Origin of the sequence: Polaromonas sp. (assembly GCF_030682935.1) — a bacterium.
GTDB lineage: Bacteria > Pseudomonadota > Gammaproteobacteria > Burkholderiales > Burkholderiaceae_C > Polaromonas.
In genome coordinates, this window is record NZ_JAUXNA010000259.1 from 1 (window position 1) to 24,275 (window position 24,275).

Consider the following 24,275-nt stretch of genomic DNA (forward strand, 5'->3'; position numbering starts at 1 on the left):
TCGGCTAACGGTTCCCCTTGCCGGGTCCGTAGAGGACTTTCACCTCCGAGTAAGTGCGCCCTGCCGGGCGCACCATAAAAAAAAAGGACGTGATTAACACGTCCTTTTTTACCCTACCGCGCCTGCCAGACTCTTGACTGACTGGCATTACACCTCACGGCAGCTTTTTTCTTTCCGCTGAACGCTCTAGTTCAGGGCTGATTTCTTGCCGTCTTTGTACACGTACAAAGTGATCGCCGGATTTTTCAACTCGCCATTGGACTCGAAAGCAATCGTGGTGGTCACGCCTTTAAAGTTGGCTTTGATCAACTCCGGGTTGTAGACTTTTGGATCGGTGGAGTTGGCACGCTTCATGGCGTCAACCAGCACGAAAGTTGCGTCGTAGGTATACGGGCTGTAAACCTGGAACTGAGCGGGGTACTTGGCGTCGTAACGCTTTTTCCAGGCCTCACCGCCCGGCATTTTAGCGAGCGATGCCCCACCTTCGGCGCAAACAACATTGCCGATGGTCTTGGCACCCGCAGCCAGCTTGGCCAGTTCAGCCGTGCAGATGCCGTCACCACCAAAATACTTGACGTTGCTCATGCCAAGTTGCTCCATCTGGCGCAGCATGGGGCCGCCCTGAGGATCCATGCCACCGAAGAAAATCGCATCGGGGTTTTTGGATTTCACAGCCGTGAGGATGGCCATGAAGTCGGTGGCTTTGTCGGTGGTGAACTGTTCATCCACCACGGTCATGCCTTTTGCCAGAGCCGTCTTTTTGAACACTTCTGCAACGCCTTGGCCGTAAGCAGTGCGGTCATCAATGATGGCCACTCTCTTCAACTTCAATGCGTCAGCTGCGTAAAAAGCAAGACCTGCGCCCAGCGCGTTGTCGTTGGCAATGATGCGGTAGGTGGTTTTGTAGCCAGGCTTGGTCAGGTTGGGGTTGGTTGCCGCGCCTGTCACCATCGGAATGCCGCAGTCGTTGTACACCTTGGACGCAGGAATCGTTGTGCCCGAGTTCAGGTGACCGACCACACCAGCCACTTTGGAGTCGCACAGTTTTTGTGCGGCAGCCGTGCCCTGTTTTGGGTCAGCGGCATCATCTTCAGCCACCAATTCAAATTTTATTTTCTTGCCGCCTATGACAATATTCTGCGTGTTCAGGTCTTCAACCGCCATGCGCGCGCCGTTTTCATTGTCTTTGCCGTAGTGGGCCTGTGCGCCGGACATCGGTGCAACGTGACCAATTTTGACCACAGCGTCTTGTGCGGAGGCAATACCTGCGACCGCTGCAAGACAAGCCACTACTGTCAGTTTTAATTTCATTTGCATAAACACTCCGATTAGAAAATTACCATTAAAGGTTGAGAACAATTTTTTACCCAACGGGGCAGAACATAACGCAATTTTCGGGCCCGCACTATAGCAACGTCCCTAGGTTGTTGCCGATAAGAGGGTTTACCCGGATAAGCGATGGACTGGCAGCAAACATTGACTCGGGGGCACCGCAGTGGTTTGTGCACAGGCGCAAACAAAACGGGCGGCCAAAGGGGGTGCCGACGGGTCTTTTTATCGACTCAAGACCGAACCGGAAGTTGAACTGCCTCCTGGTCCACCGCCTGGTTAACCGACTGGCGCACCACCCGCTCAATCTCTTCACGAAGACGGGGTGCCAGGGTTTCGGTGTGCTCCAGGATCAGTTGCCCAACCGCCTCGCGCAAGCGCCGCTCCAGCGTCATGTCTATGCGCTGCAAGACACGCTTGACCATTTCATCTTGCTGCCCGGGAGAAAGCGTCATCGGCATTGCGGCCTCGCCCGGGGTCAGTACCGGCGGGGGAGCAGGCTGGAAAACCTCCGTCAGCGTGGGAACAAAACGGGGCGGAACCGAGGCATTGCTCATGCACCCTCCCCGGCCGTTGCAAGGTCATGTCGTTTCATGGCGTAGCCCCTGTCGGTGTAATGCTTCCAGCGACTGCGCGCGGCGAGGCGGTCGTCCTCGCCCTGCGCAACCACCTCAATAAATCGCTCAAACCGCTCGAACTTGAGCGGAATCTCCTGACCCAGGTTAACCAGAACACTGTAGCCTGCGCACGATTCGAGTGACTCAACAAGCAACACCGGCGCCTCACCATGGCCGGATTCACCCGCACCGAGGCGGCAATGCGGCACAAAGTCGGTTGGTGAAAAGCTCCACAGCAACTGATCAAGTTCAGCCAGCAGTTCCGGCTCTGCCGTCACCACCACGCCGGCGCCGCTGGTATAAACCTTGCGCAGCAACCGGCATCCGTACAGCAGCTTGTCGGCCACATTGAAGTGAAAGGCTATTTCGGTCATAACCCGGTTTTGGAGACGGGCGCGCGCTGCTTCACGGGCTTGGCTCTGGCGGGCACTTTTCCTGCCACAGCCACGGGAACCTGGCTTAGCAGATAGTCCAGCAACAGGGGAACGGGGCGACCGGTAGCGCCCTTCGCCGCGCCCCCCTTCCAGGCCGTACCGGCGATGTCCAGGTGTGCCCAGGGAAAGCGGGTGGCAAAGCGCTGTAAAAACTTGGCAGCGGTCACCACGCCTGCAGCTCTTCCTGCAATATTGGCGACATCCGCAAAATTTGTTTTGAGTCCTTCTGCATACTCCTCATCAAGCGGCATTCTCCAGCACAGATCCAGCGAGGATTCACCCGCCTGGATCAGCGCCTGGGCCAGTGGCTCGTCGGTCGAGAAAAGTGCGCTGCGCACGCCGCCCAGGGCGATCACGCACGCGCCCGTCAGCGTGGCGATGTCGATCACGGCCTTGGGCTTGAAACGTTCCGCGTAAGTCAATGCGTCGCACAGCACCAGCCGCCCTTCTGCATCGGTGTTCAGAATTTCGATGGTTTGCCCGCTCATGCTGGTGACCACATCACCGGGCTTGACTGCACTGCCACCAGTCATGTTTTCGCTCGCAGGAATCAGGCCGACCACGTTCAGCGCAGGCTGCAATTCGGCCAGCGCGCGAAAGGTGCCCAGCACACTCGCGGCGCCACACATGTCGAACTTCATCTCGTCCATTTCAGCCGCAGGCTTGATCGAGATACCGCCTGAATCGAAGGTAATGCCCTTGCCGACCAGCACCACCGGCGCAACTGCCTTGGCAGCGCCTTCGTAATGCAGCACAATAAAACGCAAAGGCTCGGCCGTGCCCTGGGCAACCGCCATGAACGAGCCCATGCCCAGCTTGGCGACTTCCTTGGGGCCCAGCACGTCCACCTTGATGTTGGGCAATTTACCCAGTTCCCTGGCGGCGCCAGCCAGCAAGGTCGGGGTGGCGTGGTTGGCCGGCCGGTTGGCCCACTCCTTGGCAAACTCCATACCCTTGACCAGCGCAGTCCCCTTGTTGAATCCCGCCTTGGTGTCTGCAAGACTGCTCACGCCGACCACGACACGCTGCAGTTTTGCAGGGCTGGCCTTGGACTTGGTGGTGGTGTAGGCGTACACAGCGTCGCTGCAGGCCACAACGGCGGCACGCACTGCTTCGGGATGCTGGCTGTTCAGTGCGCTGAGGCAAAGAACCACGCGTTGCGCGTTGCTGGCCTTCAAGGCCCCCAGCGCGGCATTCACGGCCGTCCTGACATTTTTAGGACTCTCATCGCCCGCCCCCACCAACACGATCCGCGTTGCCGCAATGCCCGGCGTGCGGTAGGTGATGAGCAGCTTGCCCGGCTTGGCTTCAAAGTCACCAGATTTGAGCGCAAGCGCGACCAGCACTGAAACAGGGTCAGCAGTGGAGCTGAAGTCCTGCGGAACGAGCACCACAAGAGCGTCACATTTTTCGCTGCATATACGGGTGCGGGGCAGTGTTTTGAGTTCAAAGTCCATAATTCAGGGTTGGGTAGGTAAACAAAAATAGAACAACGCAAAAGCTGCTAACCAGACAATGTTATTCCAATCTTCAATTCGCAAAGAACTGGCACGCAGTTTCGGCGCAACCCTGGTGGTGATCGTCACGATCGTGATGACCATCGTGCTGATTCGCACGCTGGGCCAAGCCTCGCGCGGTTTCATCAACCCCGAGGATGTGATGCTCTTCATGGCTTATTCGGCTTTGGGCCGACTACCCACGATTTTGACGCTGTCGCTCTTTATTGCCATGGTCAGCACCTTGTCGCGCATGTACCGAGACAGTGAAATGGTGGTCTGGTTCACCAGCGGCCAGGGACTGGCGGGCTTTCTGAGGCCGCTGTTTCGCTTTGCCTGGCCGGTTCTGCTGGTGGTGACATTGCTCGCGCTTTTTGTCTGGCCGTGGACCAACCAGCAAACCAGAGACATGCAAAGCCGCTATGAACAGCGCAGCGACCTCGACCGCATTGCACCCGGACAGTTTCAGGAATCCTCCAGCGGCAACCGCGTGTTTTTCATCGACCGCGACCTGGCAGGCGAACAAGCCAGCAACAATGTGTTTATCGCTGCCACCGAAAAAGGCAAAAACTCCGTCACCACGGCACGCTCAGGCCGCCTTGAAACCAGGGAAGACGCGCAATTCCTGATTCTTGAAAACGGCCAGCGGCTGGAAAACGTCATTGGACAATCTGCCCTCAAAGTCAGCGACTTTGAAGAGTACGGCACCAAAACGGGCGCCTCGAACGCCTTCAGCGAAGACACACCGGCCGCCAAGCTGTTGTCCACACGCGACCTCATCAAGGCGCCCACGCCCGGCAACCTCAGTGAGTTGGCGTGGCGTTTCGGGCTGGCATTGTCAGCGATCAATTTTGTAATTCTGGCCCTGGCACTGGCCAGCGGAAACCCGCGCAGCGGGCGCAGTGGCAACCTGATTTTTGTCTTGCTGTCATTTGTGGTTTACAACAACCTGATCAGCCTGGGGCAAGGCTGGGTTGTTGCGGGCCTCATCGGTTTTGGCAACTTGCTGCTGCTGCTGCACGGCGGCGTATTTCTGCTGGGCCTCGGCTGGCTGGCCAAGCGGCACTCCAACTGGGTTTTCAGGCTGGCGCCGCGCCTGCGTCGCCCACCTCCGGCGGTGCGCGCCAACGGGAGCCACCCATGAAAACCGTACGCCGCCTGATTTACGGCGAGGTGCTCGCCGCCATTGCGCTGGTGGCGCTGGGCTTTCTGGCGCTGTTTTTCTTTTTTGACCTGGTCGACGAGTTGCAGTACCTTGGCAAAAGCAATGGCCTCGGCAGCGCTGACAACATTTACCAGATCAGGCACGCGCTGCTCTATGTAACCCTGCTGATCCCCAATCATCTGTACGAACTACTGCCCATCTCGGTGTTGATCGGCACCATTTTTGTCATGGCTCGCCTGGCCCAGAGTTCTGAATTCACCATTTTGCGCACCAGCGGATTGGGCCCATGGCGCGCGCTCAGGCTGCTGCTGGCGCTGGGCGCATTTTTTGTGGTGCTGAGTTTTTCGGTGGGCGACTACGTGGCGCCCGCCAGCGAGCGCGCCGCGCAATTGCTCAAGGCGCGCTACCAGGGCCAGATCACCATTGGTCAGACGGGAGCGTGGCTGAAGGAAAAGCAGGCCTACAACAACTACGTGGTCAACGTCAAAACGCTGACGCCTGACAACGAAATGAAGGGCGTGCAGATTTTCGAATTCAACAACAAAGGCCGGATTGTCTCGACCACCCAGGCGCCCCTGGCGATATTTACGGCTGAAGCGGCCTGGCAACTCTCGCAGGCCAGCCGCGCGGAATTTGAAGTCCCCGATGCCGCTACCCCGGACGGAAAAGCCCAAGAAGGGGCAAAAGTGACCCGAAGCACTGTGGAGAGCTTTCGATGGCCGACCGGGCTCAACGCAGAGATGGTGTCGGTGGCGCTGCTCAAGCCCGAACGCATGGGAACGCTGGACCTTTTCAACTACGTTCGCCATCTGGAAGCCAACAGCCAGACGGCCCAGCGCTACGAAATCGAATTCTGGCGAAAGGTTTTCTACCCACTCAGCTGCCTCGTCATGGTCATGCTGGCACTGCCTTTTGCCTACCTCCATTTCCGCTCCGGCGGCATCGCAGGCTATGTGTTTTCCGGTGTCATGATTGGCATCAGTTTTTTCCTGCTCAACAACGTGTTTGGCTACATCGGCAACCTGCGCAACTGGCAACCCTGGCTGGCGGCTGCGACGCCGGGGCTGCTGTACATGGCAGTTTCACTGGGCGCGTTTGGCTGGCTGGTTTTAAAGCGCTAGCGCAGCGTGACAGACTATTGCCCGTCCATATGACCTCATTGCCCCCCACACGCACCGCTGTTGTTTTGTTTGCCCATGGCTCCCGCGACCCGCAGTGGCGCGCGCCAATTGAAGCCGTGGCCACCCAGATCCGCGCGCGCCAGCCCGAGACACAGGTTTGCTGCGCCTACCTGGAGCTCTGCGCGCCTTCGCTGCCCGAAGCTGCCCTTGAACTGGCCGCCGCCGGCGCCCGTCGCATCAAGGTATTCCCCCTTTTTTTCGGAGTTGGGAAACATGCCCGTGAAGACCTGCCGCTGCTGGTCGAACAAATCCGGGCCGCACATCCCGACGTGGTGATTGATCTCCTTCCCACCGCCGGCGAGTACGCGCAACTGACAGCGCTGATGGCCGACATCGCCCTCGCCTGAAAAAATTTCATTAGTAAAATTTTGGCATAATAAAATTAACTATTAGCCGATATTTCATATGAATCTTCACCAATTCCGCTTTGTCCAAGAGGCCGTGCGGCGCAACCTGAACCTCACCGAAACCGCCAAGGCGCTGCATACCTCGCAGCCGGGTGTCTCCAAGGCCATCATCGAACTGGAAGAAGAACTGGGCGTTGAGATTTTTGCGCGGCATGGCAAGCGGCTCAAACGCGTCACCGAGCCCGGCGACCATGTACTCAAAAGCATAGAAATCATCATGCGCGAAGTGGGCAACTTGCGGCGCATTGGCGAGCAGTTTTCGGCCCAGGACAGTGGCACATTGTCCATTGCCACCACCCACACCCAGGCCCGTTATGTGCTGCCGCAGTCGGTGGCCAAGCTGCGCGAGGCCTTCCCCAAAGTCAATGTCAGCCTGCACCAGGGCTCACCCGACCAGGTGGCCCGCATGCTCCTGGACGAAGTGGCCGAGATTGGCATCGCCACGGAATCACTGGCCCAATACGACGATCTGGTGACGCTGCCCTGCTATGAATGGCAGCACATGCTGGTCATGCCGCTGGACCACCCGCTGGCCAAAAACGAGCACATCACACTGGAAGACCTGGCCCGGGAACCGCTGATCACCTACCACCCTTCGTTCACGGGACGCACCAAGATTGACCAGGCTTTTGCCGCGAAGCACCTGCACCCGCGCATCGCCCTGGAAGCGATTGACTCCGACGTGATCAAGACCTATGTGCGGCTGGGACTGGGCGTGGGGATTGTGGCCGAGATGGCGATCAGGGACGACGGCACCAACACCGACCTGCTGGCCCTGCCGGCCGGCCCGCTGTTTGGCGTGAACGTGGCCCGGGTGGCTTTCAAGCGCAGCGCCTACCTGCGCAATTTTGTTTACAAGTTTGCCGAGCTGCTCAGCGACAAGCTGAACCGCGACCTGATCACCAAGGCCATGTCAGGCCGCATCAACGACTACGAAGTATGACCCAAGTAATCCCGCATACCCCGCTGCTGCGCAGCAAGCTGCCCGCAGTGGGCACCACCATTTTTACCGTCATGTCCGCACTGGCAGCAGAAAGAGGGGCCGTGAACCTGGGCCAGGGTTTCCCTGACTTTGACTGCGACCCCACACTGGTCAACGCCGTCACGGAGGCGATGCAACGCGGACTGAACCAGTACCCGCCCATGCCCGGCGTGCCGGTGCTGCGCGAGGCGGTGGCCGCCAAGCTGGCCAAACTGCATGGCCACCACTACAACCCCAACACCGAGATCACCATCACGGCGGGTGCCACGCAGGCCATCATCACCATCATTTTGGCAGTGGTTCACCCCGGCGACGAAGTGATCGTGCTGGAGCCCTGCTACGACAGCTATGTGCCCAACATTGAGCTGGCCGGCGGCACGGCGGTGCGTGTGCCTTTGACGCCGGGCACTTTCCGACCGGATTTTGACAAGATTGCAGCCGCCATCACGCCCAAGACCCGCGCCATCCTGATCAATTCGCCACACAACCCGAGCGCAACCGTCTGGACCGAGGCCGACATGCGCAAGCTCCAGGACATTCTGGCGCCTACCGACGTGCTGCTGATCAGCGACGAGGTGTATGAACACATGGTGTTTGACGGCAAGCTGCACTACAGCGCAGCGCGCTTTGCCGGCCTGGCGGCGCGCGCCTTCATTGTCAGCAGCTTTGGCAAAACCTTCCATGTCACCGGCTGGAAGGTCGGCTATGTCGCAGCGCCCGCGGCGCTGAGCGCCGAGTTCCGCAAGGTGCACCAGTTCAACGTATTCACCGTCAACACGCCGGTGCAGTACGGCCTGGCCACCTACATGGCCGATGACCGGCCCTACTTGGACTTGCCCGCCTTTTACCAGCGCAAGCGCGAGCTGTTTCGCAGCGGCCTGGCGGGCACCCGCTTCAAGCTGCTGCCCAGCGAAGGCACCTATTTCCAGTGCGTGGACATTTCGCACATCAGCGACTTGAATGAGGCTGATTTTTGCAAATGGCTGACCACCGAGATCGGCGTGGCGGCCATTCCGCTGTCGGCGTTTTACGGCAATGGGTTCGATCAGCGCGTGGTGCGCTTTTGCTTTGCCAAAAAGGATGAAACCCTGATGGCTGCGCTGCAGCGTCTGGCCAAACTGTAGGAAGCCCCTGACGGCTGAACGCGACACCTTCCTGCCTGAATTCACCCCACCCCGGGCAACAATCAGTGCACATTACAAGGAATTTTTCAATGTCGCTCATCCTGCTCATCATTCTTATTCTGATCCTGGTCGGCGCGCTGCCAACATGGGGCCACAGCCGCAGCTGGGGCTACGGTCCCAGCGGTGGCCTGGGTCTGGTTGTCATCATCCTGATCGTACTGCTGCTGATGGGACGCATTTAACCTGCGGGTTTCGTTTCCCCCTGATAAGGACCTTGCATTGCGCAAGGTCCTGTTTTTTTTTCGTCCGCAGTACGGCCATCAGCTGTTCAACTGCGCCCAGGCCTTGTCGAGCCGCTTCACACTGACCGGCTGCGGCGTGCGCAACTCCTGCGCGAAGAAGCTCACGCGCAGCTCTTCGAGCAGCCAGCGGTATTCCTGCATGCGGGCATCTACCGCGCCCTTGCGGTCGGCCACCAGGCGCCAATAGCGCTGCTCCTGCGGCCGCAATTCAGCCATTTTTGCGGCATCGCGGGCCGGGTCGGCGCGCCACTTCTCCAGCCGCAAGGTGATGGCCTTGAGGTAGCGCGAAAAGTGCTGCAGTTGCCCGTACGGCGTGCTGCTCAAAAACCGTTTGGGCACCAGGCGCTGCAACTGCTGCGCGGCATCAAGCGCCGCTTCCGCCGCATTTTTGGTGTCCTTGATCTTGTGCTGGGCCACAGCGAACTCGGTCAGGATGGCGGCGGCCAGGCGCGCGACTTCGCTGGCAATCAGCGTCAGCCGCCCTCGCCCGTCGTCAATGCGCTTTTTGAAGTCGGCTTCATTGGTGGGCAGCGGATCCAGCAGGAAAGCCCGGTCCAGCGCCACGTCTATGATTTGCTGGCGCAGCTCTTCCAGCGTGCCGCCGCCCGAGTTGTCGGCGGCGCGGCCGACCAGCATGTAGGCCGTGGCCGTTTTTTGCAGGTCCGGCAGGTTCTTTTCCAGGTACTTCAGCGCATCCTTGATCTGCAGCGAAAACAGCCGCCGCAAGCCGGCGCGGTGTTTGGCGGCGGCCGCATCGGGTTCGTCAAACACCTCGATCGTCACCGCATCGCCCAGATCGATCAGCGCCGGGAAACCAATCAGTGTTTGCGCCCCTTTGCGGATTTCCATCAGCTCGGGCAACTCGCCAAAACGCCAGCTAGTGTAGCGCTCGGGTACTTTAATTGCTATATTTTCAGGAGCTGCTTGCGCCCGTCCTGATTGGGCCAGAGCCTTATTTGATGCTGAATTTGTAACAACTGCGGTATTTTTGGAGGTATCAGCCCCGGGCGCGGTTGCCAGGTTCTTGAGCCCGGCCAGCGCCTGAAAAGCCCCGCGCGCCTGCGAACCCAGCTCGCCTTTCAGCGCGCCCAGGTTGCGCCCCGTGCCCAGCTGCCGGCCATGTTCGTCCACCACGCGAAAGTTCATGAACAGATGCGGTGGCAGCATGTCCAGCTTCAGGTCGGCGCGCTTGATGTCCAGCGACGTGGCATCGCGTACCCACTTCAGCACCGCGTCCGTCAGCGAGCCGCTGCCAAACAGCTGCGGCTGGTTCAGTTGTTCGGCCATGCGGGCAGCGGTGTCGGGCAGCGGCACCAGCCGCGAGCGCGGGCGCTGGTGCAGGGTCTTGATCAGTGCCTGCACCTTGTCCTTGAGCATGCCGGGCACCAGCCATTCGCAGCGCTCCTCATTGACCTGGTTCAGCGCAAACAGCGGCACCTCGACCGTCACGCCGTCCTTGGCGTCACCGGGCTCGTGCAGGTAGGTTGCCATGCAGTCCACACCGCCCAGGCGCAGGGTTTTGGGGAAAGACTGGGTGGTGATGCCGGCCGCCTCGTGGCGCATCAACTCGTCACGGGTCAGCAGCAGCAGCTTGGGCTGCTGCTTGATCTCGTCCTTGTACCAGCGCTCGCAACTGGCGCCGGTGCAGATGTCGGCCGGCAACTGCTGGTCGTAAAAGGCGTAAATCAGCTCTTCATCGACCAGCACGTCCTGGCGCCGCGCCTTGTGTTCCAGGTCTTGCACCTGTTCAATCAGCTTCTGGTTGGCGGCCAGAAACGGCAGTTTGGTGTCCCAGTTGCCCGCCACCAGCGCTTCACGAATGAAAATCTCGCGCGCCGTGACCGGGTCCACCCGGCCAAAGTTGACGCGCCTGCCGTTGTACACCACCAGGCCATACAGCGTGGCTCGCTCCAGCGCGGTGACCTGCGCGGCCTTTTTCTCCCAGTGCGGGTCGAGCAACTGCTTGTTCAAGAGGTGGCCCGCCACCTGCTCTATCCATAGCGGCTCGATGTTGGCAATGCCCCGGCCAAACAGGCGCGTGGTTTCCACCAGTTCCGCCGCCACGATCCAGCGGCCCGGCTTTTTGCTGAGCTTGGCGCCGGGGTGGCGGTAGAACTTGATGCCGCGCGCGCCCAAATACCAGTCTTCGTCCTCGCTCTTGCAGCCAATGTTGCCCAGCAAGCCGCACAGCATCGACAGGTGCAGCTGCTCGTAGCTGGCCGGCTTGTCGTTCAGATGCCAGCCTTGTTCGCCCACCACAGCATGCAATTGCGAGTGGATGTCGCGCCACTCGCGCACGCGGCGAATGTTGACAAAGTTCTCACGCAGCAGGGTTTCGTACTGCCGATTCGTCAGTTTATGAACCGCATCATGGCCGCCACGCGCGTCGCCCAGCCATTTCCACAGCCTCAAATACCCCACAAACTCGCTTTTTTCGTCGTCGAACTTGGCATGCGCCTGATCGGCCTGCGCCTGCTTGTCCATGGGCCGGTCGCGCACGTCCTGCACGCTGAGCGCGCTGGCAATCACCAGCACTTCATCGAGCGCCTGCCGGTCCTTGGCTTCCAGAATCATGCGGCCCACGCGCGGGTCCAGCGGCAGCTTGGCCAGCGTGCGGCCCACCGGCGTCAGTTCGTTGTCGTCGTCGACCGCGCCGAGCTCGGCCAGCAACTGGTAGCCGTCGGCAATCGCGCGGCGCTGCGGCGGCTCGATGAACGCAAAGTCTTCAATCGTGCCCAAGTGCAGCGCCTTCATGCGCAAAATCACCGAGGCCAGCGAGCTGCGCAAAATCTCGGGGTCGGTAAAGCGCGGCCGGCCCGCAAAGTCCTGCGCGTCATAAAGCCGGATGCAGATGCCGTCGGCCACCCGCCCGCAGCGGCCGGCGCGCTGGTTGGCCGCCGCCTGGCTAATAGGCTCGACCATCAGCTGCTCGACCTTGTTGCGAAAGCTGTAGCGCTTGACCCTTGCCGTGCCCGCGTCAATCACATAGCGGATGCCCGGCACCGTGAGCGAGGTTTCAGCCACGTTGGTGGCCAGCACAATGCGCCGGCCCGTGTGACCGTCAAAAATCCGGTCCTGCTCCGCCGGACTGAGACGGGCAAACAGCGGCAGCACTTCGGCATTGCGCGTCAAGGGTTGGTGCGCCAGGTGCTTGCGCAGATGGTCGGCGGCTTCGCGAATCTCGCGCTCACCGGGCAAAAAGACCAGAATGTCGCCCGCGCTGTGCGGATTGAGCCAGAGCTCGTCCACCGCGTCGGCAATGGCATTGTTCAAATCGTAGTCGCGCGACTCTTCATAAGGCCGCCAGCGCTGCTCGACCGGAAACATGCGGCCCGACACCATGATGACCGGCGCGGGACCTTGGGCAGACGCGAAATAGTCGGCGAAACGCTGCGCATCAATGGTGGCCGAGGTGATGACCACCTTCAGGTCGGGCCGGCGCGGCAGCAGCTGGCGCAAATAGCCCAGCAAAAAGTCGATGTTCAGGCTGCGCTCATGCGCCTCGTCAATGATGATCGTGTCGTAGGCGCGCAGCAGCGGGTCGGTCTGCGTTTCGGCCAGCAAAATGCCGTCGGTCATCAGCTTGACGGACGCATCGCGGCTCAGCCGGTCCTGAAAGCGCACCTTGTAGCCGACCACGTCGCCCAGCGGTGTTTTCAGCTCTTCGGCAATCCGCTTGGCCACGCTGGACGCCGCAATGCGGCGCGGCTGGGTGTGGCCGATCAGCTTGCCCTGGCCGGGCGGGTAGTTGAGCTTGCCGCGCCCCATGGCCAGCGCAATTTTGGGCAGTTGCGTGGTTTTGCCCGAGCCGGTTTCGCCGCAGACGATGATGACCTGGTGGGCGGTGAGCGCGGCAGTGATGTCCTCGCGTTTGCCGGATACGGGCAGCGACTCGGGAAAGGTAATGGCCAGAGGGGACAAGGAGAAATCAGCAGTCAAAGCCGCTGATTATCGGCGTTCTTGCAGGCGCTGACGCTAGAATCAACTTGCGATGTATTTGTCGCTAACCTTTAGCGCAGCCATGAAGAACCGGCATCCGTACCTCGCCCCTGACCCGGATCGACCGTCGGTAGCCTGGCTGGTATTCGATTTCGGGCAGACCATCTACGGTGCCATCATCATGGCCGGCGGCGCCGATGCGCCGGAATGGGTACGCGTCACCAATCCGTCCGCCACCGGGGAGCCGCCAGCATGAGGACGCAGGCCATCGTGCGGCGCGGGCTGACCTTCGCCCTGATCTGGTGGGTGCTGGCGCAGGGGCGGACCGACAGTTGGGGTGTGGGCATGGTGAGCATCGCTCTGGCCGTGGCCGCCAGCCTGCACCTGTTGCCACCGGAACGGAGCCGTCTCTCCATCACCGGACTGTTGGGATTTGCCGGGTTTTTCCTGGTTCATTCGGTGAAGGGCGGCATTCAGGTGGCGGCCATGGCCCTGCGCCCCAAGCTCGATCTCGCCCCGCTCATGCTGGACTTGCCCCTCACCTTGCCCCCTGGCCTGGCGCGCGTGATACTGGTCAACACCCTGAACCTTCTGCCCGGCACAGTCACTGTGCGCATTGATCAGGCCACCTTGCGCCTGCACGTACTGGATCAGCGGCGGCCCATCGCGAAAGAGGTGCGCGAGGTCGAAGCGCGCATCGCCCGGATGCTGGGGATAGCGCCATGACCGGACTGGAATGGCCCGTCGCCCTGTTTCTGCTGGTTAACCTGTTGGCGGCGCTGATCCGGGCGGCGCGCGGTCCCACGGCGGCGGACCGCATGCTGGTGGCGCTGCTGTTCGGTACCACCGGGGTGGGGATATTGCTGCTGCTCGCCTATGCGGGAGGCGGGCCGGCGCTGGTGGATGCGGCGCTCACGCTGGCGCTGCTCGCCGCCATCGTCGGCGTGGCCTTTGCCCAGCGGGCATGGCGCCGCAAAGGAGACGATCATGACGGTAGTGCTTGAGGGAATCAGTGCCCTGCTGCTCATTGTCGGCGCCGGGTTTTACCTGGCCGGTACCGTGGGCCTGCTGCGCTTTCCTGATGTCTATACCCGGCTGCACGCCCTGACCAAGGCGGACAACCTGGGCCTGGGCTGCGTGGTGCTGGGCTTGGCCCTGCAGGCCGAGAGCCTGCCCGCCGCCCTGAAACTCCTGCTCATCTGGCCCCTGGTGCTGATCGCCAGCGCCACAGTGAGCTACGCCATCGCCCGGCGCGCCGACAGGCTGGGCATCACGCCCTGGACCAGGAAGGTGGACAAGCCATGACCCTGGCCTTCGACCTGCTGCTGGCCCTGGCCCTGTTATGGAGTGCCTGGCGGACGCTTGCCACGCCAGACCTGACCCGCGCCGTGGTGATGTTCATCGTCTTCGGGCTGCTCATGGCCCTGGCTTGGGCGCGCCTGGCCGCACCAGACATCGCCCTGGCCGAGGCTGCCATCGGCGCGGGTCTGACCGGCGCGCTGCTGTTGGATGCGCTGGGGGCGTTGAGGTCGGGCGAGAAGGCGGACGACACGCCATGAAGGGTCTCGCCCGCTTCGCCCTCCTCCTGCTGGCCGCACTTTTTGCCACCGCCCTGATCGCCGCGATGCTTGATCTTTCCGCGCCCGCCGTGGACTTGCCTGGGGCGGTAGCGGCCAACCTGGCGCAAAGCGGCGTGGACCATCCGGTGACTGCCGTGCTGCTTAATTTTCGCGGCTATGACACCTTGCTGGAGGTAGCCGTGCTGCTGCTGGCCTTGCTCGGGATCCTGGCCGTCTCGGATGAAGGGCAGCAAGCGCCTCATGCCCCGCCCGGCGAGCCCGTGCGGCAAACTTTGGCGCGCTTCGCCATACCGCTCATGATCCTGACCGCTGGCTATCTGCTCTGGGCCGGCGCTCACCGCCCCGGCGGGGCGTTCCAGGCGGGCGTGGTGCTGGCCGCGGCGGCGGTGCTGCTCAACCTGGCGCGCCTGCTGCCGGCCTGGACCAGTCCCGGCCTGCTGTTGCGTCTGGGGCTTGTGGGCGGATTCCTGGTCTTTCTGACGGTGGCCGCCGCCCTGCTCCTCAAGGGCAGCCTGTTGCAGTACCCCCCGCCGTGGGCGGGGGCCCTGATCCTGCTCATCGAGACGGGGCTGACCCTGTCCATCGGGCTCATCATGACGGGACTGTTCCTGCTGCTCACCGACCGGCGAAAGAGCCCATGACGCCCGGCCTGATCTATGCGCTTGCGGGCGCCCTGCTGTTCACCATGGGGGCGGCCGGGGTGGTTCTGCTCGCCCACCTGCTGCGCAAGATACTGGCTTTCAACCTCATGGGCAGCGGCGCCTTCCTCGTCTTGGTGGGCCTGGCTCAGCGCGACGGCGGCGTTGATCCGGTACCCCAGGCCATGGTGCTCACCGGCATCGTGGTGGCCGTGGCCGCCACCGCCCTGGCGCTGGCCTTGCTGCGCCGGCTGCAGACCCTGACCGGGCAAACGCGGCTGCCGGATGAAGAAGAGCATGCCTGACTTCCTGTTTGACCCGCTCCCATGGCTGGTCTTGCTGCCCTTGGGCTGGGCCGGGCTGACCTTCCTGCTTGGGCCGGGACGCGGGGGGCGGCTGGCCATTCTGGGGCTGACTGGGCAGTTGGCCTTGGCGCTGCTGCTCGCCATCGGGCTGCTTGATGAGGGGACTCGGGTGCATGCCGTGGGGGGCTGGGGTGCGCCCCTGGGCATCGATCTGGTCGCCGACGGCCTGGCGGCGGTGATGCTGCTGTTCACCCAGGTGGTGGCGCTGCCCCTGGCCGTCTATGCCCGCGCTTATTTCGGCGACGACAAGCACGGCATCGCCGTCCATGCCTACTTCTGGCCGCTGACCGGCTTTTTGCTGGCGGCCATGAACGCCCTGTTTCTTTCCTCCGACCTGTTCAACCTCTACGTCGCTCTGGAACTCATCGGTCTGGCTGCCGTGGGACTGGTGGCGGCGGGGGGCGGTGGATCGCAGATGGCGGCCGCCCTGCGTTATTTGCTCGTGAGCCTGATGGCCTCCGGTGCCTATTTGCTGGGGGTGGCGCTGCTCTATAGTGCTTATGGCACGGTATCCATCGCCGCGCTTGCGCCCCTGATCTCATCCCATGCACCCCTGGCGGTCTGGCTGGCGGCGGGTCTGATGGGAATTGCGCTGATGGCGAAGACCGCCCTGTTCCCTTTCCATTTCTGGCTGCCGCCCGCCCACGGCAGCGCGTCGCTCCCAGTCTCCGCGCTGTTGTCGGCCCTGGTGGTAAAGGCCTCGTTTTATCTGATCCTGCGTCTGTGGCTCGGCATCTTCGCCCCGCTCGGCAGCGTCGTTGCCTGGCTTCCCGGGCTGCTGGGGGTTGCCGCAATTGTGTGGGGTTCCGTCCAGGCCATTCGCGCCAACCGTCTGAAAATGCTGGTGGCCTGGTCTACCGTGGCTCAGATGGGTTATCTGTTCCTGATCTTTCCGCTGCTGGCGCCGGATGGGCTGGCCTTGCAGGCCGGTGTGATGCAGGCCCTGTCCCACGGCTTGGCCAAGGCCGCCATGTTCGCCGCTGTCGGGGTGTTGATGCGCGCCACCCAACGTGACACCGTTGACAGCCTGGCCGGCGTGGCGGGACGACTGCCATTCACGCTGTTCGCCTTCGCGCTCGCAGGGATGACCATCATGGGGCTGCCACCCTCCGGCGGCTTCCTGGCCAAATGGCTGTTGATCGATGCCGCGCTGAGGCACGGGCAATGGGGTTGGGTGATGGTGGTGATCCTCGGGGGCCTGCTGGCGGCGGTCTATGTGTTTCGTGTGCTGCGCCAGGCCTTCCTGCTGGCGCCGGAATCCAGCCAGTTCCACCCCGTGCCGCGCAGCCTGGAGTGGATCGCCTTCGGGCTCGCCGTCGCCAGCGTGCTGCTGGGACTGCGGGGCGTGGAAATCATGGCACTGCTGGCCGTGGGCGGCGCTGCATGACGCTGAACGAAGCCCTGCCACTTGCGGTACTGGCCTCGTCTTTGCTGCCGGGGCTGGTCATCTTTACCTTGCCGGAAGAGCAGGTGGGCATGCGCACCGCCCTGAACCTGTTCGGAGCGACAGCGAAGCTCATTCTGGTGGGCGTGCTGCTGGCGGGCGTGCATGCTGGCGAGACCTACGGCTTTCGCCACACGGTGCTGCCGGGCATTGATCTGGTGTTCAGGGCCGATGCCCTGGCCCTGTTGTTCATCACGCTGTCCGCCGGGCTGTGGCTGCTCACCACGCTGTACGCCATTGGCTATCTGGAGAACGCCCCCCAGCGCAGCCGCTTTTTCGGTTTTTTCAGCCTGTGCGTCACCGCCACCATGGGCATCGCCATGGCCGGCAACCTGTTCACTTTCTTTATCTTCTACGAACTGCTGACCGTGTCCACTTATCCCCTGGTGGTGCACCGCGGCACATCGGCCGCCATGCGCGGCGGCACGGTCTATCTGGCCTATACCCTGGTTGGCGGGGCGCTGCTGCTCTCGGGCGTGGTGTGGCTGCAGAGCCTGCTGGGTCAGGTGGAATTCACCCACGGTGGCGTGATGGCGGCTCTGGGGCCGGAATATGCCGGGCAGTTGCGGATGATTTTCCTGCTGCTCATTGCCGGCGTGGGTGTCAAGGCGGCCCTGGTGCCGCTGCATGGCTGGCTGCCGCAGGCCATGGTGGCGCCGGCGCCGGTCTCCGCGCTGCTGCATGCGGTGGCGGTGGTGAAGGCGGGGGTCTTCGGTATCGTGCGCATCGTCCATGAGGTCTACGGGGTGGCATTCGCCCAGTCCCTGCACCTGTTGCTGCCACTGGCGGTGGTCGCGGCCGTCACCATCCTCTGGGGCAGCCTGCGGGCGCTGGCCCAGGATGATCTGAAGAGGCGCCTGGCCTACTCCACCGTCAGCCAGGTGTCCTACATCGTCCTGGGGCTGGCCATGTTCGGCCCGCTGGGCACCATCGGCGGGCTGGTGCATCTGGTGCACCAGGGCATCATGAAGATCACGCTGTTCTTCTGCGCCGGCAATTACGCCGAAACCCTCGGTGTGCACAAGGTCAGCGAAATGAATGGCGTGGGCCGGCGCATGCCCGCCACCACCTTGGCCTTCAGCATCGCCGCCCTGGGAATGATGGGCGCGCCGTTCACTGTCGGCGCAGTCAGCAAGGCCTGGCTCTCCGACGGCGCCCAAGCCGCCGGCCTCGACTGGGCGGTCTGGGTGCTCATGGCTTCCAGCCTGCTCAATGCCGCCTATTTCCTGCCCATCCTTTACCGCGCCTGGTTCATGTCCACCTCCGCTCGCTGGCCGGAGGAGCGTATCCCGGCCAAGGGAAGGCGCGAAACCGTCTGGCTGCTGCTTCTGCCTCCCATGGTTACCGCCGCCGCCACCCTGGCGGCCGGCATCTTCGCCGATAGTCAGTGGAGTCCTCTTTACTGGGCCCAATTGATCACGCAAAGAGAGTATTTGCGGCCTTAACGCCCTTTAACCCGGCTGCCCGGTCAGAATCATCTTGCGACGTAGGGGTCGCCAACCCTCCCGCACCATGGCCATGAAGAAACGGCATCGCCTGCGGGCCCGTAATTTCCTCCCTTACACTCACAGCAATTTTTCCGTGTTGCCGGGAAATCGGTCCCGGGACCTTGCCAGGGCCCACTTTCACCCGCTTGTTTTTGTCAAATCTACGCCTCCTGAATCCGAAAGCGCGCCCATGTCCACGGTCTTCAATTTCACCTTTGTTCCCTGGTTTCGCTCGGTGGCGCCCTATATCCACAAATTCCGCAACCAGACTTTTGTGGTGGGCGTCTGCGGCGAAGCCATTGCCGCAGGCAAGCTGCCGCACATTGCAACCGACCTGGCGCTGATCCAGAGCATGGGCGTGAAGATCGTGCTGGTGCACGGTTTTCGGCCGCAGGTCAATGAACAGCTCCGGGCCAAAGGTCATGCGGCCAAATACTCGCACGGCATGCGCATCACCGACGAGATTGCGCTTGATTGTGCGCAGGAAGCCGCAGGCCAGTTGCGCTATGAAATTGAGGCTGCTTTCAGCCAGGGCCTGCCCAACACACCCATGGCCGGCTCCACGGTGCGCGTCATTTCCGGAAATTTCATCACGGCGCGGCCGGTGGGCATTCTCGATGGCGTGGATTTCAAGCACTCCGGGCTGGTGCGCAAGGTCGATACCGGCGCCCTGGGCCGCGTGCTGGACTTTGGCGCCATGGTGCTGCTGTCCCCGTTTGGCTTTTCACCCACCGGCGAAGCCTTCAACCTGACCATGGAGGAAGTCGCCACCTCGGTGGCCATTGCCATGCAGGCCGACAAGCTGATATTTGTGAGCGAAATCCCGGGCATCCGGGTTCACCCCGACCAGCCGGCGAGCGACGACAACCCGATTGACACCGAGTTGCCGCTGGCCGCCGCTGAAAAGCTGCTGGCCCGCCTGCCCGCCGGCGAGCGTCCGACCGACACCGCCTTTTACCTGCAGCACTGCGTCAAGGCCTGCAAGGCGGGCGTGGAGCGCAGCCACATCGTTCCCTTCGCCACCGACGGCTCGCTGTTGCTGGAAATTTACGTGCATGACGGCATTGGCACCATGGTGGTCGATGAAAAGCTGGAATCCCTGCGTGAAGCCACCAGCGACGACGTGGGCGGCATTTTGCAATTGATTGAACCGTTTGAAAACGACGGCACCCTGGTCAAGCGGGACCGCACCGAAATTGAGCGCGATGCCGACCACTACACCATCGTCGAGCACGACGGCGTGATTTTTGCCTGCGCCGCGCTGTATCCCTATCCCGAAGCCAAAACCGCTGAAATGGCCGCGCTGACCGTGTCGCCGCAAAGCCAGGGCCAGGGCGACGGCGAGAAAATCCTCAAGCGCATCGAGCAGCGGGCCCGCGCCGCAGGCCTGCAAAGCATTTTTGTGCTGACCACGCGCACCATGCACTGGTTTATCAAGCGCGGCTTTGTGCCGGTGGACCCCGACTGGCTGCCAGAAGCGCGCAAGCGCAAGTACAACTGGGACCGCAAAAGCCAGGTGCTGGTGAAAAAGCTGAGCTGACCGGAGGGCGTTCATTCAGCGTTGTAGTCCGGCTGGCCGGGAGCGCTGGAGTGCTTTCATTTTGATAGCTTCCTATGCCCGGCTGAGCTGCGCTTTGGCCAAATTTTTCTAAAAAATAAAGACCCCCTCCGGGCTGCTGAACGCCTACGCGGAAATAAGAAAAATCTGATGGCGCGCTGTTCTGGCTTTGCCTAAGCTGAGGCATTAGCTGGAGGACTCCTCATGAACAATCCCACGCCAACGCCCTTGGCCCGTGAAGTCCGAATTGCCTGCGGCGATGCCTGGCTTTATGGCGATTTGGTGTTGCCTGCAGATTTCTGTGGCTTGGTGCTGTTTGCCCACGGCAGTGGCAGTGGCCGGCACAGTGCCCGCAACCGGCAGGTTGCGCAAAAGCTGCAGCAAGCCGGTGTCGGCACGCTGCTGTTTGACTTGCTCACGGCGCAAGAGGAGCAGATCGATATGCACACCCGTGAACACCGCTTTGACATTGCGCTGCTGACGCGCCGCATGCAGGACGCCACGCTGTGGGTGCTGGCGCAAGAGGACTTGCAGCATGTCCCCATCGGCTACTTCGGCGCCAGTACCGGCAGCGCTGCGGCGCTGATTGCCGCCGCCCGGCTGGGCGACCGGATTTCGGCGGTGGTGTCGCGCGGCGGCCGCCCCGACCTGGCCGGCCCGGTGGCGCTGGCGGCTGTCACGGCGCCTACGCTGCTGATTGTGGGCGGCGCTGACCACGGGGTGATTGAACTCAATGAGCAGGCCTTCGAGCACCTGCAGTGCGACAGGCGTCTGGCGATTGTTCCCGGGGCGACGCACCTTTTTGAGGAACGCGGCACGCTGGAACAAGTCGCCGACCTGGCGGCCTCTTGGTTTGCCACCCACTTGAAGAGCAAGGCTGCCGTGAAGCAGGCAGAAAAATCGGGGCACGCATCATGAGGGACGTACGCCTGCCCTTTGAGGACCGCCACCACGCCGGACGCGTGCTGGCTGAAAAACTGGCGCACTACCGTGGCCGCCCCAATTTGGTAGTGCTTGCGCTGCCGCGCGGCGGCGTGGCGGTGGGTTTTGAGGTGGCGCGTGCGCTGGAGGCACCGCTGGACATCTTTGTGGTGCGCAAACTGGGCTTTCCGGGCCACGAGGAATACGCCATGGGCGCGATTGCCAGCGGCGGCGTGCGTGTGATGTCCCCCCTGCCCGGCCTGGACGTGTCACCCGAAGAGGTTACTGAGGTGATTGCGCGCGAACAGGCCGAACTGGTGCGGCGCGAGCACTTGTACCGCAGCCAGCGCCCCGCCCTCAGTCTGGCGGGCCGCACGGTGATCGTGGTGGATGACGGGCTGGCCACGGGCGCGAGCATGCGCGCGGCGGTGCGGGGAATTCGCCAGCAGCACCCGGCGCACCTGGTGGTGGCGGTGCCGGTGGGCGCCGAGGACACCTGCCTGTCGCTTCAGGGCGAGGTCGACGAATTGGTCTGCGCCGCCATGCCCGAGCCGTTTCGCGCCGTTGGCCTGTGGTATGAAAAATTTCCGCAAGCCAGCGACGACGAAGTGCGCACGCTGCTCGATGAAGCCCGCCGCCTGCACGTCAAGTCGATCCCGACAAATACGGTGCCCACTCAGCAAGCCCACGCCCCGCGTGCCAAAAGCCCGGTGCTGGAAGGCCTGCAGCGGCATCTGCAGCCGCTGACCGGCAGCCCGCGCGACTACGACCCGCTGATGAAACTGATCGGGCCTGCACGGTTTGCCCTGCTCGGCGAGGCTTCGCACGGCACATGCGAGTTTTACCGTGAGCGCGCCGCCATCACGCGGCGCCTGATCACAGAAAAAGGCTTTACCGCCGTTGCCGTGGAAGCCGACTGGCCCGATGCCTGGCGCGTGAACCGCTACGTGCGCGGCCTGCCCGGGGACGCCGACGCACCCGCCGCGCTGTCGGGCTTCAAGCGCTTTCCGTCCTGGATGTGGCGCAACACCGAGGTGCGCGACTTTGTGGAGTGGCTGCGCGACTACAACACCGGCCGCGCCCCCGACAGCCAGGTCGGCTTTTACGGCATTGACCTGTACAGCCTGTTCACCTCCATCCAGGAGGTGCTGCGCTACCTGGACCGGGTCGATCCCGAAGCCGCAGGCCGGGCGCGCGCGCGCTATGCCTGTTTTGACCATGCCGCAGAAGACAGCCAGGCTTATGGTTACGCCGCCAGTTTTGGCCTGGGCCCCAGTTGCGAGGACGAGGTGATTCAGCAGCTGCGCGAGATGACCCGGCGCGCCGGCGAGTTGCCGCCCACGCCCGGCATGGAGCGCGACGAGGCTTTTTATGCCCAGCAAAATGCGCGCCTGGTGCGCAACGCCGAAGAGTATTACCGCACCATGTTCCATGCGCGTGTGTCCTCCTGGAACCTGCGTGACAGCCATATGGTGGAGACGCTGCAGGCGCTGGACCGCCACCTGGGCGCTGGCGGCACGCCGCCGCGCATGGCGGTCTGGGCCCACAACTCGCATTTGGGCGATGCCGCCGCTACCGAGATGAGCGAGCGGGGTGAATGGAACGTGGGCCAGCTGATTCGCGACCGCTACGCCGACGACGCGGTGCTGGTGGGGTTTAGCACGCACCACGGCTGGGTCACGGCGGCGTCGGAGTGGGACAAGCAGCCTGAGCGCAAGCGCGTGCGCGATGGCTTGCCGGGCAGCTGGGAAGAGGTGTTTCACCAGACCGGAACCGCGCGCTTTTTGCTGCCTTTGCGCGACGACCCGGCGCTACGCACGCTGGCGGCGACGCAGCGGCTGCAGCGCGCCATTGGCGTCATCTACCGGCCCGAAACCGAACGCCAGAGCCACTACTTCTACACCCGCCTGGCAAAGCAGTTCGACGCGCTCATTCACATCGACGAAACCAGCGCCCTGGAGCCGCTGGAAAAAGGCGAGGTGTGGCGCACCGGCGAAGCGCCGGAAACTTTTCCGTCAGGAATTTAAAAGGTGTAGCAGGCGTTCAGCGTTGGCGCGCCAGCCGGACGATCAGCACCAGCGCCGTCAGGCCGACCGCCACAAAGCACAGGAAGGACCAATTGGCGATCGAGCCGCCCAGAAACGTCCAGTCCACCTTACTGCAGTCGCCGCTGCCCTTGAAGATCATGGGAATGGCGCGCTGCAGCGGAAAGGTTTCAATCATTCCGTAAAAGTCCCGGCCGCACGAGGCGAATTCGGGTGGATACCACTGCAGCCAGCTTTGGCGGGCCGCCACAAACGCGCCAAAACCCGACAGCAGCAGCAGCAGGCTGGCGCCCGTGATCAGCAGCCCTTTTTGGCGGGCGAATGCGGTGAGGCCTGAAACGATGGCGATCAGCACCAAGGCGTAACGCTGCACGATGCACATCGGGCAAGGTTCCAGCCCGACCCCGTGCTGCAAATACAGGCCAAAAGCCAGCAACAGCACGCAGGCCGCCGACACCAGTGCCAGCACACGGCGTGGCACCGTATCAGAGTAAGTCAAAAACATGGTCATCCTGTGGTTCACGTTGATCCCAAAAAAGCAAGGGCTGGCTCCCAGTTTAAGCGCAAGCACCCTGCCTCAGGATGCGTGCTCAGGACGCCACGCTGGCGACTTTTGTCAAGCCACAAAAACACGGGCCTTGCGCGGCGTCAGCACCAGCGTATCCCCCTCTTTGAGCCCCATGTCACGAAACTGCTGCGCCGGCATTTGGGCCTCAATCAAGGGGTCGCCAGACGGCGCGGCTGTTTGTTGGTAGCCATCCACGGGAATAAGTTCCAGCCGCGCAATCGGCCCGATCACAATCGCCCGTTCCAGCGTCGCCACGATGCCGGTCGCGCCTGGCACGTAGCGCTGAACCTCCAGATCGTGCGGACGCACATAGGCAAAGGCCTTGGCGTCCTGTGCGCCGGCATGCTCGGGCGAGTCAATGCGAACGCCTTCAAGCTGCACCTGGCCTTCGTGCGCGCGGCCGTGAAACAGGTTCACGTCGCCCAGGAAACCGTAGACAAACGGGCTGGCCGGATGGTCCCAGACCTGCTGCGGCGAGCCGATCTGCTCGACCTTGCCCTGGTTCATCAGCACCACGCGGTCGGCGACCTCGAGCGCCTCTTCCTGGTCGTGCGTGACAAAAATGCTGGTCACATGCAGGTCGTCGTGCAGGCGGCGCAGCCAGCGGCGCAACTCTTTCCTCACCTTGGCATCGAGCGCGCCGAAAGGTTCGTCGAGCAACAACACCTTGGGTTCGACCGCCAGCGCACGTGC

General features: G+C 62.5%; 25 protein-coding genes. 18 read left to right on the forward strand and 7 right to left on the reverse strand.

Annotated features, from left to right (window positions below):
- Positions 1-186: 186 nt before the first annotated feature.
- The 4 genes from Q8K05_RS11755 to Q8K05_RS11770 all read right to left on the reverse strand — a co-directional run bounded on the left by Q8K05_RS11755 (position 187) and on the right by Q8K05_RS11770 (position 3,837).
- Positions 187-1,317, reverse strand: coding sequence for a branched-chain amino acid ABC transporter substrate-binding protein (locus tag Q8K05_RS11755; RefSeq protein WP_305246786.1), 1,131 nt, complete (start codon positions 1,315-1,317; stop codon positions 187-189).
- 245 nt (positions 1,318-1,562) lie between these two features.
- Positions 1,563-1,886 (reverse strand): hypothetical protein, encoded by a 324-nt coding sequence (locus Q8K05_RS11760; protein WP_305246787.1) that lies wholly within the window; start codon positions 1,884-1,886, stop codon positions 1,563-1,565.
- Complete coding sequence (locus Q8K05_RS11765) at positions 1,883-2,320, reverse strand: DNA polymerase III subunit chi (RefSeq protein WP_305246788.1); 438 nt, start codon at positions 2,318-2,320, stop codon at positions 1,883-1,885. The genes Q8K05_RS11760 and Q8K05_RS11765 overlap by 4 nt, the downstream gene beginning before the upstream one ends.
- On the reverse strand, positions 2,317-3,837 hold the full coding sequence (locus Q8K05_RS11770; protein WP_305246789.1) for a leucyl aminopeptidase: 1,521 nt from the start codon (positions 3,835-3,837) through the stop codon (positions 2,317-2,319). The genes Q8K05_RS11765 and Q8K05_RS11770 overlap by 4 nt, the downstream gene beginning before the upstream one ends.
- Before the next feature lie 58 nt (positions 3,838-3,895).
- Here Q8K05_RS11770 and lptF point away from each other — a divergent pair, with 58 nt between their 5' ends.
- The 6 genes from lptF (at position 3,896) to Q8K05_RS11800 (ending at position 8,977) form a co-directional block, all read left to right on the forward strand.
- Positions 3,896-5,020, forward strand: coding sequence for an LPS export ABC transporter permease LptF (gene lptF / locus Q8K05_RS11775; protein WP_305246790.1), 1,125 nt, complete (start codon positions 3,896-3,898; stop codon positions 5,018-5,020).
- Complete coding sequence (lptG, locus tag Q8K05_RS11780) at positions 5,017-6,162, forward strand: LPS export ABC transporter permease LptG (protein WP_305246791.1); 1,146 nt, start codon at positions 5,017-5,019, stop codon at positions 6,160-6,162. The genes lptF and lptG overlap by 4 nt, the downstream gene beginning before the upstream one ends.
- Positions 6,163-6,191: 29 nt before the next feature.
- Positions 6,192-6,569: a sirohydrochlorin chelatase gene (locus Q8K05_RS11785; protein ID WP_305246792.1), complete on the forward strand. Its 378-nt coding sequence runs from the start codon at positions 6,192-6,194 to the stop codon at positions 6,567-6,569.
- Between the two features lie 58 nt (positions 6,570-6,627).
- Entirely contained in the window at positions 6,628-7,572 is a 945-nt protein-coding gene (locus Q8K05_RS11790) for a CysB family HTH-type transcriptional regulator (RefSeq protein WP_305246793.1), read from the forward strand.
- Entirely contained in the window at positions 7,569-8,735 is a 1,167-nt protein-coding gene (locus Q8K05_RS11795; RefSeq protein ID WP_305246794.1) for a pyridoxal phosphate-dependent aminotransferase, read from the forward strand. Before Q8K05_RS11790 ends, Q8K05_RS11795 begins: the two co-directional genes overlap by 4 nt.
- An 89-nt stretch (positions 8,736-8,824) precedes the next feature.
- On the forward strand, positions 8,825-8,977 hold the full coding sequence (locus tag Q8K05_RS11800; RefSeq protein WP_305246795.1) for a DUF3309 family protein: 153 nt from the start codon (positions 8,825-8,827) through the stop codon (positions 8,975-8,977).
- 78 nt (positions 8,978-9,055) lie between these two features.
- On the opposite strand, the gene hrpA is transcribed toward Q8K05_RS11800, so the two are convergent.
- Complete coding sequence (gene hrpA / locus Q8K05_RS11805; RefSeq protein ID WP_305246796.1) at positions 9,056-12,958, reverse strand: ATP-dependent RNA helicase HrpA; 3,903 nt, start codon at positions 12,956-12,958, stop codon at positions 9,056-9,058.
- Between the two features lie 70 nt (positions 12,959-13,028).
- Between hrpA and Q8K05_RS11810 the strand changes: the two genes are divergently transcribed.
- The 12 genes from Q8K05_RS11810 (at position 13,029) to Q8K05_RS18880 (ending at position 22,996) form a co-directional block, all read left to right on the forward strand.
- The gene (locus Q8K05_RS11810; RefSeq protein WP_305246797.1) at positions 13,029-13,232 is read left to right on the forward strand and encodes a hypothetical protein; all 204 of its coding nucleotides are present in this window, start codon (positions 13,029-13,031) and stop codon (positions 13,230-13,232) included.
- Positions 13,229-13,702, forward strand: a complete 474-nt coding sequence (locus tag Q8K05_RS11815) for a Na+/H+ antiporter subunit E (RefSeq protein ID WP_305246798.1) — start codon at positions 13,229-13,231, stop codon at positions 13,700-13,702. Before Q8K05_RS11810 ends, Q8K05_RS11815 begins: the two co-directional genes overlap by 4 nt.
- Entirely contained in the window at positions 13,699-13,980 is a 282-nt protein-coding gene (locus Q8K05_RS11820) for a monovalent cation/H+ antiporter complex subunit F (RefSeq protein WP_305246799.1), read from the forward strand. Before Q8K05_RS11815 ends, Q8K05_RS11820 begins: the two co-directional genes overlap by 4 nt.
- Positions 13,964-14,281 carry a monovalent cation/H(+) antiporter subunit G gene (mnhG, locus tag Q8K05_RS11825; protein ID WP_305246800.1) on the forward strand — a complete coding sequence of 106 codons (318 nt, stop codon included), beginning with the start codon at positions 13,964-13,966 and terminating at the stop codon, positions 14,279-14,281. Before Q8K05_RS11820 ends, mnhG begins: the two co-directional genes overlap by 17 nt.
- Positions 14,278-14,535, forward strand: coding sequence for a DUF4040 domain-containing protein (locus Q8K05_RS11830; RefSeq protein WP_305246801.1), 258 nt, complete (start codon positions 14,278-14,280; stop codon positions 14,533-14,535). The genes mnhG and Q8K05_RS11830 overlap by 4 nt, the downstream gene beginning before the upstream one ends.
- Positions 14,532-15,197 carry an MnhB domain-containing protein gene (locus tag Q8K05_RS11835; RefSeq protein ID WP_305246802.1) on the forward strand — a complete coding sequence of 222 codons (666 nt, stop codon included), beginning with the start codon at positions 14,532-14,534 and terminating at the stop codon, positions 15,195-15,197. The genes Q8K05_RS11830 and Q8K05_RS11835 overlap by 4 nt, the downstream gene beginning before the upstream one ends.
- Positions 15,194-15,499 carry an NADH-quinone oxidoreductase subunit K gene (locus tag Q8K05_RS11840; RefSeq protein WP_305246803.1) on the forward strand — a complete coding sequence of 102 codons (306 nt, stop codon included), beginning with the start codon at positions 15,194-15,196 and terminating at the stop codon, positions 15,497-15,499. Before Q8K05_RS11835 ends, Q8K05_RS11840 begins: the two co-directional genes overlap by 4 nt.
- Positions 15,492-16,946, forward strand: a complete 1,455-nt coding sequence (locus tag Q8K05_RS11845; protein WP_305246804.1) for a complex I subunit 5 family protein — start codon at positions 15,492-15,494, stop codon at positions 16,944-16,946. The genes Q8K05_RS11840 and Q8K05_RS11845 overlap by 8 nt, the downstream gene beginning before the upstream one ends.
- Positions 16,943-18,448, forward strand: a complete 1,506-nt coding sequence (locus Q8K05_RS11850) for a complex I subunit 5 family protein (protein WP_305246805.1) — start codon at positions 16,943-16,945, stop codon at positions 18,446-18,448. The genes Q8K05_RS11845 and Q8K05_RS11850 overlap by 4 nt, the downstream gene beginning before the upstream one ends.
- Before the next feature lie 232 nt (positions 18,449-18,680).
- A complete protein-coding gene (gene argA / locus Q8K05_RS11855) occupies positions 18,681-20,030 on the forward strand; it encodes an amino-acid N-acetyltransferase (protein WP_305246806.1) in 1,350 nt (449 codons plus the stop codon).
- Between the two features lie 222 nt (positions 20,031-20,252).
- Complete coding sequence (locus Q8K05_RS11860) at positions 20,253-20,966, forward strand: dienelactone hydrolase family protein (protein WP_305246807.1); 714 nt, start codon at positions 20,253-20,255, stop codon at positions 20,964-20,966.
- Entirely contained in the window at positions 20,963-22,996 is a 2,034-nt protein-coding gene (locus Q8K05_RS18880) for an erythromycin esterase family protein (protein ID WP_370868838.1), read from the forward strand. Before Q8K05_RS11860 ends, Q8K05_RS18880 begins: the two co-directional genes overlap by 4 nt.
- 16 nt (positions 22,997-23,012) lie before the next feature.
- Here the strand turns inward: Q8K05_RS18880 and Q8K05_RS11875 are convergent, their stop codons facing one another.
- Complete coding sequence (locus Q8K05_RS11875; protein ID WP_305246808.1) at positions 23,013-23,519, reverse strand: disulfide bond formation protein B; 507 nt, start codon at positions 23,517-23,519, stop codon at positions 23,013-23,015.
- Positions 23,520-23,630: 111 nt separating this feature from the next.
- On the reverse strand, positions 23,631-24,275 hold a 645-nt coding region (locus Q8K05_RS11880), incomplete at its 5' end, for a sulfate/molybdate ABC transporter ATP-binding protein (RefSeq protein ID WP_305246809.1).